Here is a 15,145-nt window from a genome sequence, read left to right on the forward strand (position 1 = left end):
GGGGAAACCCCCGTCAGCCCCTCAAATGTGCATGGATCCGTGTACCCGGGCCGTCCTCGGGTATCCGGGTTTGACGAGGCTCGGGAGGCTGCTACGTTTGGCCGGAAAACGACGTGCTCCGGTCGATGCGCGGTCGACTGAGGCTCGTCGGCAACGCGTCATGTCCACCGCGCCGGGTACGTACTCGGCAGGGGGCGGGGGCAGTTGGGATGTGCTGGAACCCGGCGGAGGCCGGGCGCGTCCTAGCCTGCGAACGCCGCGCTCCCACTCGTGAGCGGACAGGTGGGGGGCACCTCGCCACTGGGGGGTACGGGGGCGGCATGCGCCGAACGGGCGCCACCCCATGCCACGCTCCACGCCGGCCGGCGATGTGACGCTGATCCACGCACAGTCAGGTGTGTCCCGCACGACGGGACGGGTCCCGGGCGCGCGGTACCCGCAGTGCCATGCAGTTCGGTGTGCAGTTCCGCTCCAGGTGGTTGCCAGACAGTTGCTCCACTGCTCCACGCAGTCAGACGCAGTTCCATGCGACGGAAACAGCCCTCGGCGTTAACGGAAAGGAACGAGCGCTCATGCGCGAGATCCCCGGAATGCGACGCAGGCTCCTGCTCAAGCGCAGGCGCGGCGGGAGGTCGGTCATGCTCGACGCGGCACTGACCTGCGCCACCGAGTGGCGGTGGCCGGTACTGCCCGGCGTGGGAACCCAGCCGGGAAGGGACGGCACGGTGCACTGCGCCTGCCCGCACCCGGACTGCGCCGCTCCCGGCGCACATCCCTTCGACCCGGGGCTGCTCGCGGCGACCACCGACACCCGCATGGTGCGCTGGTGGTGGACCAACCGCCCCTCCGCGCCGGTGATCCTGGCGACTGGCGGCCGTGCGCCGTGCGCCGTCAGCCTGCCGGCGGTCGCGGGGGCCGAGGCGGTCGCCGAACTGGGGCGGATGGGGGTCCGGCTCGGGCCGGTCGTCGCCACCCCGTCCCGCTGGGCGCTGCTCGTGGCGCCGTACTCGCTGCCGCAACTGGGCGAACTGCTCTACAGCCAGGACTGGGTGCCCAGTTCGCTGCGCTTCCACGGCGAGGGCGGATATCTGGCCCTGCCGCCCTCCGACACGGGCGCCGGGCAGGTCCGCTGGGAGCGGGCCCCGCTGCGGGGAGCCGCCGGCGGGCCGTGGCTGCCGCGGGTGGAGACCGTGGTGGAGGCGCTGGTGGAGGCGAGCGCGGGGACTCCTGGCGGCGGCAGCCGTCTGCCCTACTGAGCCCGCGGGCCCGCAGGTTCCGGCGGTCGCGCCGATTCTTCGGCGCCGGTGAACGAACACCCGGTGCACGGCGGCCGTCGTCGCGCCGGTCCGGCGAACGGCCCGTCGTGTGTGCGGCGGGCCATTCCGCGGCGGGCCGTGTGCCGGTGCGTCGTGTGGTCGTGGGGGCGCGCGGACTTCGCCGCCGTTCCCGGAAGCCGGACAGAGGGACCGGGACACCGGCGAGCCGGAGCGGGGCGCCGACGGGAGACCGTCCACGGCCGCGGACATGGGAACGCCCGGTCGCTGGCGACGGGGGATGCACCAGCGACCGGGCTCCTAGAACCGTAACAAGAGATCGGCCGTTCGCAAATTCGATCGCGAAGATCCGACAGGGAATTTACTGTTCGGTAGAAGTTGATGTGACAGGAATCACTTCTGCCGCACGAGTTCCCATCTCCCGTCAGCTCAAAGTGACTTGACGGTTCGTGAGTCCGCCGCGCGCCCGGCGCTCCTCCGGTGTCAGCGGAGCCTCGGAGCCGAGGACCTCGCCGAGCCGTTCGGCGAAGGCCGCCGCCGGCTTCTCGGTGTCGTCGGCGCTCATGCCGCGCGGCAGGTCCCACACCGGCACCAGCAGGCCGTGCGCCCGGAAGGAACCGACGAGCCGGGTGCCCTCGCCGAGCGACGAGGTGCCCGCGGCGTGCAGCCGTGCGAGCGCGTCGAGCAACTCCTCCTCGGAGTGCGGCATCACCCAGCGCAGATGGTTCTTCTCCGGGGTCTCGCACCAGTACGCGGCCTCGACACCGGACAGCCGGACGGTCGGGATGGCCGCCTCGTTCGCCCGCTCCAGGGAGGCGGCCACCTCCGGAGTGGTGTTCGAGGCGTCCTCCAGCCAGAACTCGAACCCGTCGTGGATCACCGGTGTGAACGGTGCTCCGGTGTCCAGCAGATCCTGCAGACGCGGTCCGCCGGCCGTCACGCGCTCGGCGGCCACCGGGCTGCCGGGCGTGGCCGTCAGGGCCCGGCCGAGTACATCCGCCAGATCACGGCTGATGTCGCCGGAAGCGGTGTCGTTCTGGAGGCCCAGGAGGACCGTGCCGGTGTCCCGGCGCAGCGCGGGCCAGGCCATCGGCAGGACGGTGGCCAGGGTCACGGAGGGCACGCCGTCGGGCAGCGGCTCCTTGAGGCGCAGCTCGGCCGTCGCGGCCGGGACCAGTTCACGCAGGGCCACCCAGTCGCACTCGCCCGGCAGCCCTTCGAAGGGCCGCTGGACGAGCTCGGTGACGGCCTGGGCGGCGGCCCGGCCGTGGCAGGCCTTGTAGCGGCGGCCCGAGCCGCAGGGGCAGGGCTCGCGGGCGCCGACGACAGGGATGTCGGCGTCCGCGACGGCCGCCGGGCGGACGCCCGAGCCCCGCGCGGAGGACGACTTGCCGGCCTTGGTCTGGGGTCGCTTCTTCGCCATGGCGTGGGTTTCTCCCGGATACGGCGGTGGGTCTGTGGCCGCTGAGCCTAGCCCCTCACCGGGGCTCCGCCCGCCGAACGCGAGGGGCCCGGCGGTGTGGGCGGCGCCCCGGGACGCCGTGCGGGGAGCGACGTGGCGGAAGGGGCTCGTCCTCCGGGTGGGCCGTCCGCGGAGGAGTCGTCCGGACCGGATACGGAACGGTCGCTGCCCCGGCCTCGACGGACCGGGCGGGACGCACGGCCGTACGGAGACGGGCCTCCGGCCGCACGGGCCGTCCGTCCCCCAGGCCCTCAGGCCCTCAGGCCCTCAGGCCAGATCGTCCAGCAGATCCGCGACCCCGAGCCCGGGCAGTACGCCCAGGCCCAGCCGGTCACCGAGGCCGTTCTCGCGGTTCCGCGTCACCGGGGCGAAGCGGGCCCAGACCGTGACGTCGCCGCTCATCTCGTCCCGGACTCCCCAGTCCTGGGCGAGGGATCTGATGATGTTGAGCCCGCGGCCGCCGCGGGCCGTTACGGACGGAGTGGCCGGAAGTGGTCGGGTCGGACCGCCCCCGTCTGTCACCTCGACGGTCAAACGCCCGAATTCGTCCACACGCCAGGCGGCGCGCACCGCCTCGCCCTCGTCGCCGCCCGCAAGCCCGGTCCGCAGCGGCCTGCCATGGCGGCAGGCGTTGCTGAGAAGCTCCGAGAGGACGAGGACCGCGTCGTCGACGACTCCCTCGGGAACGCCGCTCATGCCCAGTCCTTCGCGCATCCGGCGCCGCGCCATGCCCACGCCCGAAGGCCCATGGGGCACGGCCATGCTCGATGAAGTCGGCACTTCCTGTGCCACCACCAACGCCACCCCCGAGACCTCCTTCGCCCCACGCCAGAGGATGGATGCCCTCCCCCGGTGGGCCGGAAACCGGCCATAAGCGATCCGGTGGCGCACTCCGCGCGATCGGCGATGTACTGAACGCGCCGGTGCGCTCCCCACCGGGGGATTCAGCCGTTCCGGAGGCCGTCCGTGCGCCCGAGCTGTGACAGAACTCTCCCGGGCCGGTTGGTGATGATGGCGTCCACGCCGAGGCTCACGCACCGCTCGACGTCGGCGGGATCGTCGACGGTCCAGACGTGCACCTCGTTGCCCGCCCGGTGCGCGCGGGCGACGTATTCGGGCTGGTTCCGCAGGATCCGCATGCTGGGCCCGGCGATCCGGGCGCCGGCGGGCAGCCGCCCGTCGCGCAGACGCGGCGAGATGAACTGCATCAGATACACGGTGGGTATGCGGGGCGCCGCCACCCGGACGCGGTGCAGGGAGCGCGCCGAGAAGCTCATCACCCGAACGGCTGAGGGTTCGCCCGGAGGCGGATCCGTGAGACCGAACCGGCGGAGCAGTTCCAGCAGCTTCTCCTCGACCTGGCCGGCCCAGCGGGTCGGGTGCTTCGTCTCGATGGCGAGTTCGATCCGGCGATCGGTGTCGCGGATGAGTTCGAGCAGGCGTTCGAGAGTGAGGACGGACGTGCGTTCCCAGTCCGGAGCCTCGTCCCGGTCCTTCCAGGAACCGAAGTCGAGCGCGGCGAGCTCGGCGAGCTCCAGGGCCGACACGGCCCCCCGGCCGTTGGAGGTGCGGTCCACCCGCCGGTCGTGGACGCAGACGAGGTGCCCGTCGGCGGTCAGCCGCACATCGCACTCCAGGGCGTCGGCGCCGTCCTCGATGGCTCTGCGGTACGCGGCCAGCGTGTGCTCCGGGGCGTCCTCGGACGAGCCCCGGTGGGCGACGACAGCGGTGGTGGAGGGCTCCGGGGAGAGGCCGGGAGCCGGGCGCGCATCGGTCACCGCGTTATGGTGCCACCCCTGCGGGCACACAGGGTGAACGGCCGTCGTCCGAAGACCCCGGCATCATGGAAGCCATGCGGTATGTCCGGAAAGGAAGGGCGGGCGGGTGAGCCACAGCGCTTACAGCGCCCTGACACGCCGTGGGGAAAGCTGGAGGCGGACATGCAGCACTGTGGGCCGTGACTCAAGACTTTTCGCGCACCCAAGGAGAAAGCCGTGAGCACCGAGAACGAGGGCGCCGCCGTGCCGCCGGGGACGGAGCGGCCGGCGCCCGGAGCGCCGCCCAGCCCGCCCTCCGCGCCGCCGCCCGCACCGGAGAACCCCTCCGCCGGTAACGCCGCGCAGTCCGACTATCCGCTTCCGCGGCCCGAGCCCGGCGCGGCGGCGCCCGGCCGTCCGCCGGAGCAACCGGCCGCACCGGCGCACCCGCCGGCCCCGGCCGGCACACACGGCGACGAGGGAGCGCGGGCCGCAGCGGGGCAGGAGTACGGCGCTCCGGCCGACGGTGCCGGCATGGCCGGACAGGGGGCGGGCCAGGAGCACGGTGCGGGACACGCCGCCTGGCCTCCGCCGCCGCCACCGCCCGGGGGCGCCGGCTGGGGCGTCCCGGGGCACGTTCCCCCGCCGCCCGGTGCCGCGCCGGGCAAGAAGAGCCGGGGCGGCGTGGTGGCGGCCGTGCTCGCCGCCGCGCTGGTCGCGGGCGGCGTCGGCGGTGGCCTCGGCTTCTGGGCCGCCGAGCAGAACGACGGAAGCTCGACGACGATCTCGGCCACGGGCGACCCGGAGGTGCTCGACCGCTCCCCGAACTCCGTCGCCGGGATAGCCCAGCGGGCGCTGCCCAGTGTCGTCACCCTGAACGCCCAGGGCGGTGGCCAGGAGGCCGAGGGCGGCACCGGCACCGGTTTCGTCTACGACAAGGAAGGCCACATCCTCACCAACAACCATGTGGTGGCCTCCGCGGCGGGTGGCGGCAAACTCACCGCGACGTTCTCGAACGGCAAGGAGTACCAGGCCGAGATCGTCGGCCGCGCCGAGGGCTATGACGTAGCCGTGATCAAACTCCGGAACGCCTCGGGCGCGGACCTCAAGCCGCTGCCGCTCGGTGACTCGGACAAGAAGGTCGCGGTCGGCGACGCCACGATCGCCATCGGTGCCCCCTTCGGTCTCTCGGGAACCGTGACCACCGGCATCATCAGCGCCAAGAACCGCCCGGTGGCCTCCAGCGACGGCGGCAGCAGCAACGCCTCGTACATGAGCGCCCTGCAGACCGACGCGTCGATCAACCCGGGCAACTCCGGCGGACCCCTGCTCAACGCCCAGGGCGCCGTGATCGGCATCAACTCGGCGATCCAGTCGGCGGGCGGCGGCTTCGGCGAATCGCAGGCCGGCAGCATCGGCCTGGGCTTCGCCATCCCGATCAACCAGGCCAAGCGCGTCGCCGAGAATCTCATCGAGACCGGGGAGCCCATCTACCCGGTGATCGGCGTCCACGTCGACATGCGGCAGCAGGGTGACGGCGCCCGGATCCCCGAAACCGGCCAGGGCGGCGGCGACCCGATCACCGAGGGCGGACCGGCCGACAAGGCGGGCCTGAAGCCCGGTGACGTCATCACCAAGCTGGACGACACGGTCATCGACAGCGGCCCGACCCTGATCAGCGAAATCTGGACCCACAAGCCGGGCGACACGGTCAAACTCACTTACGAGCGCGACGGCAAGGAGACCACGGTCGACGTCACCCTGGGCCAGCGCAAGGGCGACTGACCACGCCGGAACCCAACCGGGCCCGGCCGTCCCCGGGCCCTGCCCCGCCCAGACCTTGCCGCTCCTCCCCGGGCCCGAGCCGAGCGCCGGGCCCGGGGGATGGCCGTCGGCCGGACGGCCGTCGTGGAAGCAAGGGCGCGGGTGCTCGAAGGCTTCCAGCGGCGCTACCCGGCGGGCCGCTGACGGCGCTCGCCGCTCCCACTCGACCCGTCCGCCCGCCCGCCGGGGGATTGAGACCGCCGGCTCCGTGACGGCGGCGCCTGACGGGGAACGTGGATGCACGTGACTGATGAGAACTACGACCCCGAGACGCCCGACGAGCGGCACCGGCGCCCCGACGGAGTGAGCGACACAACCGTCGAGGCGCTGGGAGCGCTGTCGAAGGCCCTGGAGACGACCGAGCGGGCCCGCGGCATGCTGTATGCCTTCCACCAGCTGACGGGCGGCGCGGACCTGGAGCTGGACGAGGCGGTGCGCCTGCTCCGCGAGGCCGGCCACGCCGAGCAGGCCGACCTCGTGAAGCGCGAGATCCTGGGCCGCAATGTGATCCCGGATCACTGGACCTTCCAGATCATCGAGGCCTACAACGAGACGTACTACCGGCCGTTCCAGCAGATCGAGGAACGCCTGCGCAACGAGCTGGCCGACGGCCGGGAGCACCTCTACGAGGCGGAAATGAAGGAAGCCCGCCGAACCAAGCACCACCCGGACCACACGGCCCGCTGAGACCCTCGTGCATGAACCGAGGGAACCGGCAGCCCGCCGGCTGCCGACCACCGCCGTCAGCGGTGCCGTGCAGGATGTGGTCATGGAACCTTCGATGACCATTCAGACGCTCTGGGGCCGTATGCAGGCCCGGGACTGGTCAGGCGTCGGCGAACTGCTGGCGGACGATGTGATCGTGGAATGGCCGGTCAGCGGTGAACGCATCCGCGGCCGGGAGAACTACCTACGCATAAACGCGGAGTATCCGGAGGGTTGGTCGATCAAGGTCCTGCGCATCCTGCAGTCCGGGAACGAAGTCGTCTCCGAGGTCGAGGTTCCTCACGACACGATGGGCATCCACCGGGTGGCGTCTTTTTGGACTGTCCACAGTGGTCTGGTCACCAGCGGCCGGGAGTACTGGACGGAGCTACGAGCGGACCCCTCTCCGGCATGGCGTGCTCCGTACGTTGAGCGCATCTAGGATCTTGGCGTGCAGGGGGTCTGAAGGACGAGAGCCACCCCGAGCGCGATCTGCTGCTGCCTCCTTCCAGTGCCTCGCAGCCGAACGATCACGCCGCCCAGCAAGGGGGCGCCTGCGCATGGTGCCGACCCGCGCTGGAGGAGCAATCTCCGAGGCCACGGACCATGGAGGGACCAAGCGCCCCCGGGGCCGGCCCCGCCAGGTAGGCTGTAGGCGCTTCCGCCGCAGGTGGGCGGGGGCGAGGGAGGGTTGCCCGAGCGGCCTAAGGGAACGGTCTTGAAAACCGTCGTGGTGGCGACACCACCGTGGGTTCAAATCCCACACCCTCCGCGCAGGTCATCAAACGTGCTGGTCAGAAGGGGCGCCCTCCACCGAAGGGCGCCCCTTCTGCGCTCAGCCTGTCTCACCCCGGCTCGCTTGTATCTCGCCGTTGACCAGTGCGTCTGGGCCATCTGTGGGCCAGGCGGCGGCCGTCACTCGTCTCGGCTCAGCTCCTCGGTGATGAGCCGGTTGGAGTGTTCTTGGGCGCCCCGCAGGATCTTGGCGTAGAAGCGGAAGAGGACCGCGATACTGTGGCCCGCTCGCCGGGCGACTTCCACGGGGTCCACACCGGATTTGATCCACAGGGACACCCCGGCGTGCCGCAGAGAGTAGGGGACGTTCGCCAGCGGCGTTGTGGCTTCCTGCTCGGTCAGGACGGCAGCACGGGCCTTGTCCCACAGTTCGCAGTACTCCGTGGAGCGAACTCGGCCGCCCCGCGCCGCCCGGAACAGACGGCCGTCCGGTGCGGTCCCGTAGCGCTTGAGATGATCTCGCAGCATCTCCACCAGGACGGGCGGGATCGGTACCGGCCGTGTCGCGCCGCGCGCTCGCCGTTTGAGTCCTCGTGTCTCGTAGGACTCTCCCGAGTCCGTCCAGCCGGCGCCGACTTCCGGGCGGCTCTCCGCGAGCAGCAGCTCGCCCCATGCGTCGGGTGTGCTCTCGGGCGGAAGGTGGCAGTCGGCCTGTTTGAGTGAGGCGATTTCCCCCGGTCGCATCGCCGCGTAGTACAGGCACCCGAAGAACGCGACTAGGTGCTCACCACGGGCACCGGATGCCCGAACGGCTTCCATGAACTTACGGGCCAGGGCGGGGCCTGGGACGTACCGAAAGTCGATTTCGTCGTCAGTCTCGGGTGGTGTCCAGTCCACGCGGAGCAGGGGGTTGCTCGGGAGCAGGCCGCGCTCCTCGACTGCGTAGCGCAGCGCGTTGCTCAGGACCATGCGCTTTCGGCGCGCGGTGTTCTCCGCGGCCTTGCGGCCGTCCAGCCGTCGCCCGAGTGCTTCCAGGGCCGGGCGAAGCAACGACGGGTCCTGCAGCGCGCCGACCTTGACCGAGTGAGCGGTGATCCAGTCCAGCGCCTGCCGGATGTCGGCCGGCGGTTCTTCGGCGAGGTGCCGAGAGACGTGCTTTCCGCCGGGGCCTGGCACGGCGCGGAATGCCCATTGGTAAAGGGCGGCGCGGAGTGTCTTGTCTTCCGGGGCACCGCGCGTCGTGGTGACCAGCGTCGGGGTGACTACGGAGAGGGCTTCCGCGATGCCGGCCCGGTGTTTCGCTGCCGCTCGGGGCCACTTCATCAGGGCGTAGTCGGTGGCGTGCTCGAACCACGTCGGGGAGTTGAGCGCCGCGAGTTCCCGAGCGGGAAGGCCGCTCGCCTCATCGAACTGCTCGCGCTCCCGGAGGGCGGCCAGGAGCTCCGAGCGGCGGCCGTCGGCCTGCGGCTTGAGCTTGAAGCTTCGGGAGTGCGCGCGGGAGCCGACGCGCCAGCGGAGTTCGTAGGGCTTCGGCCTGCCTGTGCGCTTGCGGATGGACCAGACGTCAACGTCGTACGTGAGCATGGGTCTCCCATGGAAAGGGGCCCGCCGGTGGGCGGGCCCCTTGTCGGGTGGTGCGGGGTGATTCAGGCGGCGGACTGCTCGCAGGACTGGAGCCAGGCGTCCAGGTCGGTACGGCGGACGCGGAGCTGGCCGTTGGGCAGCTTGATGAGGCGCGGGGCCTTACCGCGGGCGCGCAGGCGGTAGAAGGCGGCGCGGCTCATGCCGATCTCAGCGAGGACTTCCGGGAGTTTGAGCATCGTCGAGCGGGCCATGGGGAGTGCCTCCTGGGCGTGGTTGCCGGAGTGGCGTTCCTTCTGGGGAATCCGCAACATCCGCCACGCCGCAACATGGCTGGTCAGCGGCTCGGATGTGTGGCGGATAGGGATTCTGTGGCGGATCGGTGCCGCCACACGCGGGGTGTGGCGGCACCGGTCGGGTGGGCGGTTCAGCCCGCGACGGGGAAGAGCCGCGTTGCGGCTTCTGTGGGGCTGTGGCGGATGCCGTTGGGGTCATCCGCCACAGATGCACCCCTGTTGACCTGCGGTGTGGCGGCTGTGGCGGATGTTGCGGACTCTGGAGGGGACGGGGAGCAGTACCGCGTCCAGGCGTCCGTGAGGTCTTCCGCGTAGTAGCCCTTCGGGGTGCCCGAGGGGGTGCGGATGCCGCGCGGCTTGATGGGCTTGTTGGCGGGGGTGACGTACTGCCCGAGCAGCTTGGAGAGAGTCCGCGCGTTGAGCGGCTTGTCGTCCACGTCGGCCCATGGGCTTTCGTCCAGGGCGAGCAGCATCTCCAGGATGACCGCGGTCGGCATCCGGTCGGCCCCGCAGAACACCTTGTCGCGCAGGTCGGTCAGCAGCCGCACGCCCAGGGAGGCTTCGTCGTTGTCGTGGGCGGCGTTGACCAGTTCCAGGCAGGCGGCGCGGGCCCGCTGGGGCCAGTGGCCGCCCGCGGCTTCGGCGACGGCAAGCAGCGGTTCCCACACATCGGCCGGCCGGTCGGTGACCCCTTCCGGGAGTTCCGGCCAGGCGTCGGTGATCTGCTCGCGCACGGTGTCGGCCCAGTCGGCGAGCCGGTCCCGCAGGGCGTGGCCCTCCGGCTCGTTGAGCCGGAGCCGGTAGGACTCCACGTGCTCGTTCGGGGCCCGCTTGCGCATCCGGATGATGACGGAGCGGGTCAGGATCGTGTCGGGCAGGGAGCCGAGCCCGGCCATCGCGACGGCGCAGAACGAGGAGAAGCGCTGCACGCTCTGGTTGGCCCCGTCTCCGACGCACCGCAGCATGGTCCCGATCCGGCGGTACCCGGAGTTGAGGAAGCCGCGCACGGGCTCGTTGTCCCCCGCCTTGGGTCCGAAGATGGTGTCGATCTCGTCAAACAGGAGAGTCGGCCGCCCTTCGGCCGACTCGACCAGCCGGAACAGGGCGTTGGACGAGGCGTTGACCGTGGCTTCCGCGCGCGGGGTCAGCGTCTCCACGATCTCCAGCGCGCGGGACTTCCCGGACCCGGGTTCGGGAGAGAGGAAGGCCAGCCGCGGGGTGGAGTCGAAGCAGTCAAGCAGGTGCGCGTGAGCGTCCCAGAGCGTCACGGCGACGTAGGCGGCTTCGGTGGGGAAGACGTTGAAGCGGCGGTGGAACGCTTCCACTTCGTCCAGCAGGGCCGCGCCCTGCTCGGGCGCGGTGGGCCGGTGTCCGGTGGTGGTCATGCGGCGTTCCTCCCTTCGTTCTTGCGGAGCGGGCAGGTGGTTCGGTGGGCGGTGTGGGCGTCGATGAGCGCCAGGACGTGCCGACGCCCGACCGCGCTGCGGTTGCGGCCGCACGCGCACACCGACATGGCGGTCGGGACGGTGCCGCGGCCGGGGGCAGTGATGTGGAGCCAGGCGATGGGGTGCCGTCCGTCGCTCGGGCGCGGGTCAGGGCGAAGAGCTGATCGGGCGCCCTGACGGGCGGCGCCCTTTGCGGCGCGGTCGGCCACCGCGGGGACCGGCTGCTCGGCGGCGGTCGGCCGGTCGGGGGCGGCGGTGTGGCTCTTAAGCGGGGGAGTGGCGGGCCCGGTCATGCCGCCCTGCCCTGCGGGTTGTGAGCGATGGACCAGTTCAGAGCGCTCACGATGACCGGGACGCACTCGCGCTCACGCAGGCCGGCCGACTCCCCCGCCTGCTTAAGAGCCTCCTCCACCACCGACTGGGGAAGGTCCCCCGCGGCGACGAACCGCCCCAGGGCGCGGGCCGCCCGGGTCAGCGTCCAGTTCCGGGACCCCTCCGGGGCACCCGCGACGGCGGCGGCTTCGTTGCGCAGGGCCGCCGCCGCGTAGGCGGGCACGTTCCCCACGGCCGCCGAGGACAGGCGGGCCGGGCTCGGCGGTTGGGGCTGCGGGCTGAGCAGGTCACGGAGCCAGCCCGGCAGCGGGCAGGCCGGGGAGTCGTCGGTGACCTCGTAGACCCCTGCCGGTGTGGTGCTGCCCGCGGCGACGACGTAGCCGCCCCATGCCCGGGTATCGATGAGCTTCCCCAGCCTGCCCGCGCTGTTGCCGAGCCGGGTGCCGGGCGGCGCGGTGAAGTACAGGTGCGTGCCACCGCTCGCGGTCCGCACCGTGCGGGTGGCGGGGACGGCCTGCCCGGCGCGCTCGCAGAGCGCCGTGAAGGTCGTCGCGCCGCAAGGCGCGTCCTTCCTGTCCTTCCCGTCCTTCGGCACGTCGAGGTCGATGACGACCACCCCGGCGGGGCCGGTGGCGATGCCGACGTTGAACGGGCCCGCGGACCATGCGGCGCGGATGCGGCCGGGGTCGGTGGTGGCCCGTTGCTCCCACTTGCGGTGCCCGTCGGCGCACTGGCCGGTACGGGGGCAGCGGCTCTCCCCGTGCAGGGCGGGCCGCTTGCCACCAGGGCGGAGAGGGAAGACGGGCCAGCCGCGGGCGGCGGCTTCCAGGGCTGCGGAGAGCAGCGGTCCGGAGCGGTCATGGGTCATGCTTGAGGTCTCCTGTTCTGTCGAGAGGCGGGCAGGGAGACCCGGGGCGGTGGGCTGTCCTTGGCCGGGAGTGCCACCGCCCCGGGGCGTCATTTGGTCTTGGGCCGGAAGAGCTTGAGTGCCAGGCCCAGCCCGATGGGTCCGCCGCCGATGAGCGCGGCGGTCTGGACGGCGAACTCGAAGAGCGCCAGGGCGGCGGCGATGCAGCCCATGACGCCGATGGCGGCGGCCAGGCCGATCCCGAGCGGGACCAGGTAGGTGCCTGCGGGCCGCCGGGCCGGGGTGGTCTGGAGGATGACGACGGGTCGGCCACCGGTCTGCTGGTAGAGGTCGGCCGGTATGTGGGTGGTGTAGTGCCCGGTGATGCCGGGCGGTTCGCGGCGGCGCATGATGCCTCCTTCGTTGGGTCCTGCGGGTGTGAGCGGGTGCCGACGGCAGCCCGCGGGCCGGTCACGGTCTGTGCCCGTACCGGGTAGTGGGTAGTGGGTACCGGGTAGTGGGGAATCCACTGGAAACCCCAGTAGGGACCGGTTTTTCGGTCTGCTGGGGTGTGGTCAGTGGGTAGTGGGGTGGACCCCACTACCCACTAGGTGGTGACGCACTGTGTTCGGTTCAGGTGTGGTCGGGGTGGACGTAGACCGAGTGCGGGCCGTTGTTGCGGTAGATGAGCTGCCCGCGGTCGGCGGCGGCCCGCAGGGCGGCCCGGACGGTCTTGCGGTCGCGCTGTACGAGGTCGGCGACAGCGGAGGGCTTCATGCCCGCGGGCCCGGCGGACGCGATGGCGTCGAGGGCTTGGGGCAGCCAGTCCGGCCCGTCTCCGGGCCCGCCGGGGTGGTCGTCCTCGTCGGCCGGCGGCTCGTCGCGCAGGCAGGACAGGTTGAGACTGTCGGCCCGCGGCCGCGGCGGCTTCGGCTCGGTGGTGCGGTCGGGTTCGGGGGTGGTGCCGAACTGTTCGTCGATCTCGCGCATCAGCCGCTCGGAGAGCATGTCCGCCTCCGTTCGGCGGGCGGGCTCCGCGGCCGGGGCGGCGGGCTCCTGCTGCTCGTAGGAGAGCCCGAGCGTGGGCCGCTCGGTCGTGGGCTCCGTCGTCGTCTCCTGCGCCGGAGTGTCCTCGTCGGCCGGGCCCTGCCGGAGCCAGGCGGTGCGGTTGGCGTCCCAGCGCCGGGCGTACGCCGTTCCGGCCGCTTGTGCGGAGATCTCATCGAGCACGGGGCGGCGGTCGTTGGTGGCGAGCACCACGTCCCGGACCATGCTGGGGGAGGTCTTCCAGCCCTTGAACGCGGTCGGGGCGAAGCCGTCGGCGGTGGCCGCGCCGATGACTCCGGCGCCCTGCTGGTTGAGCTGGGAGGTGTCCACCTTGGCGTGCGGGAAGAGCTTGCCGAGGTTGTTGCCGCTGGACTCCCCGGAAGTGAGGGCGACGCCGACGGGGGAGAACTTGCGGGTGGCGGTGTCGCCGATGGCGGAGACGTTCCCGTCAACGGCGGTCAGCACCAGCCGGATGCCCATGGCGCGGGTGGTGCGCATGACGGTGCGCACCAGCTTCTGTACTTCCTTCAGGGTGCGGTTTCCGCGGGTGTAGCCGGAGAGGAGTTCGGCACCCTCGTCCACCACGATCTCGATTTGGGGGATGCGGGCGGAGACCGGGAGCAGGGTGGTGTCCTGCTGGTCCATCAGGTCTTGGTAGTGCAGCTGCCGGGCGTCGTTGATGGCGAGTGCGGCGGTGAGCATCAGCAGGGCTTCGGCCGGGGTGGAGGCCAGCCAGTCGATGCCGGGCCGGGTGCCGGCCGGGGGCCGGGCGGTGCCGGGCTTGGGGTCCCGGTGGCCTTCGGCCTCCAGCCACGGGCGGACCCACGGGATGCCGACGGCGCCTTTCTTGAGGTCGATGACCCAGGTGACGACATCGGTGCAGCGGGCGAAGCCTGCCAGCACCGCGTCCAGGAAGGTGGACTTCCCCGATCCGGGCGGGCCGAGGATGAGCGCGCAGGCTTCGCGCAGGTAGACGGTCACCGGGTCGGCGACGGGCAGCAGGCCCCAGGGGATGCCGGTGAGGATGGACAGCGGGCCGTAGTCGGCCGGGTAGGGGTAGGTGGAGCCCATGACGTTCTCGGTGGCCACGTCGAGGACGACGCGGCCCTGAAGGTCTCCTTCCTCGACGTGGACGGTGCAGCCCAGCGGAAGCCGGGCGTCGGCGGCCAGGGCGCGGGCGCGGGTGGCGATGCGGTCCCAGGTGGCGCCGCCGCCGGGCAGTTCGGCGGCCAGCGAGTAGCCGGAGCCGGTGGCCCAGAACTCCACGGCGAACACGGTGACGTCCACCGCGCACACGCGCTTGATCCGCTCTTCCCACTCCCGGGCCAGGCCGCGCCGCTTGCTGTCGAGCGCGGCGGTGGCTGCCTTGGCTTCGGCCGAGAGGCGTTCCTCTTCGGCGGCTTCCTCGTGGGCTGCGGCGTTGGAGGCGGCGGCGCCGATGCCGACACCGAGAGCGGCCAGACTTCCGGCGGCGGTCCAGCTCAGTGGGCCGGTGGCCACCGCCCAGGTGGTCCAGCCACCGGCCAGCAGCCAGGAAGCGGCCCGGGTGACCAGGGTGCGGCCGGTCAGACGGCGGTAGAGGCTGTGCCCGACGCCGTGGCCGAGGGCGCCGGCCGCGCCGATGGCCAGCGGCCAGCCGGACGGCATGGAGGCGGCGGCACCGAGCAGGGCGGTGGCTCCGGCGCCGGTGGCCGCGGACAGGGCTCCGGTGACTGGGCCGTGGCCTGCGGCCCAGTCCAGCGGCGGCAGGACGGTGGGTTTCTTCGCTGTGCGGCGCGTGCTGGACAGGTTCAACGAGTGTTCGGACACGGGCCCTCCCCAGGGGGCAGCAGGAAGGGC

At 72.0% G+C, this 15,145-nt stretch carries 13 protein-coding genes and 1 tRNA gene; 5 read left to right on the forward strand and 9 right to left on the reverse strand.

Translation table 11 applies throughout. The features are described from left to right. Positions 1-572: 572 nt before the first annotated feature. The gene (locus IF83_RS0110010; RefSeq protein WP_030543741.1) at positions 573-1,256 is read left to right on the forward strand and encodes a bifunctional DNA primase/polymerase; all 684 of its coding nucleotides are present in this window, start codon (positions 573-575) and stop codon (positions 1,254-1,256) included. Positions 1,257-1,698: 442 nt separating this feature from the next. On the opposite strand, the gene IF83_RS0110015 is transcribed toward IF83_RS0110010, so the two are convergent. The 3 genes from IF83_RS0110015 to IF83_RS0110025 all read right to left on the reverse strand — a co-directional run bounded on the left by IF83_RS0110015 (position 1,699) and on the right by IF83_RS0110025 (position 4,514). Then, on the reverse strand, positions 1,699-2,697 hold the full coding sequence (locus IF83_RS0110015) for a DUF5926 family protein (protein WP_030543742.1): 999 nt from the start codon (positions 2,695-2,697) through the stop codon (positions 1,699-1,701). A gap of 306 nt (positions 2,698-3,003) precedes the next feature. After that, on the reverse strand, positions 3,004-3,627 hold the full coding sequence (locus IF83_RS0110020; protein WP_078843325.1) for an ATP-binding protein: 624 nt from the start codon (positions 3,625-3,627) through the stop codon (positions 3,004-3,006). A gap of 53 nt (positions 3,628-3,680) precedes the next feature. Beyond that, the gene (locus tag IF83_RS0110025) at positions 3,681-4,514 is read right to left on the reverse strand and encodes a glycerophosphodiester phosphodiesterase (protein WP_030543744.1); all 834 of its coding nucleotides are present in this window, start codon (positions 4,512-4,514) and stop codon (positions 3,681-3,683) included. A gap of 216 nt (positions 4,515-4,730) precedes the next feature. Between IF83_RS0110025 and IF83_RS0110030 the strand changes: the two genes are divergently transcribed. The 4 genes from IF83_RS0110030 to IF83_RS0110045 all read left to right on the forward strand — a co-directional run bounded on the left by IF83_RS0110030 (position 4,731) and on the right by IF83_RS0110045 (position 7,794). Next, positions 4,731-6,278, forward strand: coding sequence for a S1C family serine protease (locus tag IF83_RS0110030; RefSeq protein WP_030543745.1), 1,548 nt, complete (start codon positions 4,731-4,733; stop codon positions 6,276-6,278). 276 nt (positions 6,279-6,554) lie between these two features. After that, positions 6,555-7,004 (forward strand): hypothetical protein, encoded by a 450-nt coding sequence (locus tag IF83_RS0110035; RefSeq protein WP_030543746.1) that lies wholly within the window; start codon positions 6,555-6,557, stop codon positions 7,002-7,004. 94 nt (positions 7,005-7,098) lie between these two features. Continuing rightward, positions 7,099-7,464 (forward strand): nuclear transport factor 2 family protein, encoded by a 366-nt coding sequence (locus tag IF83_RS0110040; RefSeq protein WP_347877097.1) that lies wholly within the window; start codon positions 7,099-7,101, stop codon positions 7,462-7,464. Positions 7,465-7,707: 243 nt separating this feature from the next. Beyond that, positions 7,708-7,794 (forward strand) — tRNA-Ser (locus IF83_RS0110045). Positions 7,795-7,937: 143 nt separating this feature from the next. Here IF83_RS0110045 and IF83_RS0110050 read toward each other — a convergent pair. The 6 genes from IF83_RS0110050 to IF83_RS0110075 form a co-directional block, all read right to left on the reverse strand. Further along, on the reverse strand, positions 7,938-9,341 hold the full coding sequence (locus tag IF83_RS0110050) for a tyrosine-type recombinase/integrase (RefSeq protein WP_019707437.1): 1,404 nt from the start codon (positions 9,339-9,341) through the stop codon (positions 7,938-7,940). A 62-nt stretch (positions 9,342-9,403) separates the two neighbouring features. Further along, the gene (locus IF83_RS0110055; protein WP_019707438.1) at positions 9,404-9,592 is read right to left on the reverse strand and encodes a helix-turn-helix transcriptional regulator; all 189 of its coding nucleotides are present in this window, start codon (positions 9,590-9,592) and stop codon (positions 9,404-9,406) included. A 173-nt stretch (positions 9,593-9,765) separates the two neighbouring features. After that, positions 9,766-11,019 carry a DUF3631 domain-containing protein gene (locus IF83_RS0110060; RefSeq protein WP_019707439.1) on the reverse strand — a complete coding sequence of 418 codons (1,254 nt, stop codon included), beginning with the start codon at positions 11,017-11,019 and terminating at the stop codon, positions 9,766-9,768. 349 nt (positions 11,020-11,368) lie between these two features. Further along, the gene (locus tag IF83_RS0110065; RefSeq protein WP_030543748.1) at positions 11,369-12,280 is read right to left on the reverse strand and encodes a bifunctional DNA primase/polymerase; all 912 of its coding nucleotides are present in this window, start codon (positions 12,278-12,280) and stop codon (positions 11,369-11,371) included. An 89-nt stretch (positions 12,281-12,369) separates the two neighbouring features. After that, the gene (locus tag IF83_RS0110070; RefSeq protein ID WP_030543749.1) at positions 12,370-12,669 is read right to left on the reverse strand and encodes a hypothetical protein; all 300 of its coding nucleotides are present in this window, start codon (positions 12,667-12,669) and stop codon (positions 12,370-12,372) included. Positions 12,670-12,892: 223 nt separating this feature from the next. Further along, positions 12,893-15,115: a hypothetical protein gene (locus IF83_RS0110075; RefSeq protein WP_051722627.1), complete on the reverse strand. Its 2,223-nt coding sequence runs from the start codon at positions 15,113-15,115 to the stop codon at positions 12,893-12,895. Positions 15,116-15,145 lie beyond the last annotated feature (30 nt).

The sequence above is a fragment of the Streptomyces albus subsp. albus genome (assembly GCF_000719865.1).
Classification (GTDB): Bacteria; Actinomycetota; Actinomycetes; order Streptomycetales; family Streptomycetaceae; genus Streptomyces; species Streptomyces albus_E.

Bases quoted from the DNA above. Each gene is read 5' to 3' on its own strand.
- IF83_RS0110035 (WP_030543746.1), top strand. From the start codon at position 6,555: ATGCACGTGACTGATGAGAACTACGACCCCGAGACGCCCGACGAGCGG.
- IF83_RS0110055 (WP_019707438.1), bottom strand. From the start codon at position 9,592: ATGGCCCGCTCGACGATGCTCAAACTCCCGGAAGTCCTCGCTGAGATC.
- IF83_RS0110050 (WP_019707437.1), bottom strand. From the start codon at position 9,341: ATGCTCACGTACGACGTTGACGTCTGGTCCATCCGCAAGCGCACAGGC.
- IF83_RS0110060 (WP_019707439.1), bottom strand. From the start codon at position 11,019: ATGACCACCACCGGACACCGGCCCACCGCGCCCGAGCAGGGCGCGGCC.
- IF83_RS0110070 (WP_030543749.1), bottom strand. From the start codon at position 12,669: ATGCGCCGCCGCGAACCGCCCGGCATCACCGGGCACTACACCACCCAC.
- IF83_RS0110010 (WP_030543741.1), top strand. From the start codon at position 573: ATGCGCGAGATCCCCGGAATGCGACGCAGGCTCCTGCTCAAGCGCAGG.
- IF83_RS0110065 (WP_030543748.1), bottom strand. From the start codon at position 12,280: ATGACCCATGACCGCTCCGGACCGCTGCTCTCCGCAGCCCTGGAAGCC.
- IF83_RS0110040 (WP_347877097.1), top strand. From the start codon at position 7,099: ATGACCATTCAGACGCTCTGGGGCCGTATGCAGGCCCGGGACTGGTCA.
- IF83_RS0110015 (WP_030543742.1), bottom strand. From the start codon at position 2,697: ATGGCGAAGAAGCGACCCCAGACCAAGGCCGGCAAGTCGTCCTCCGCG.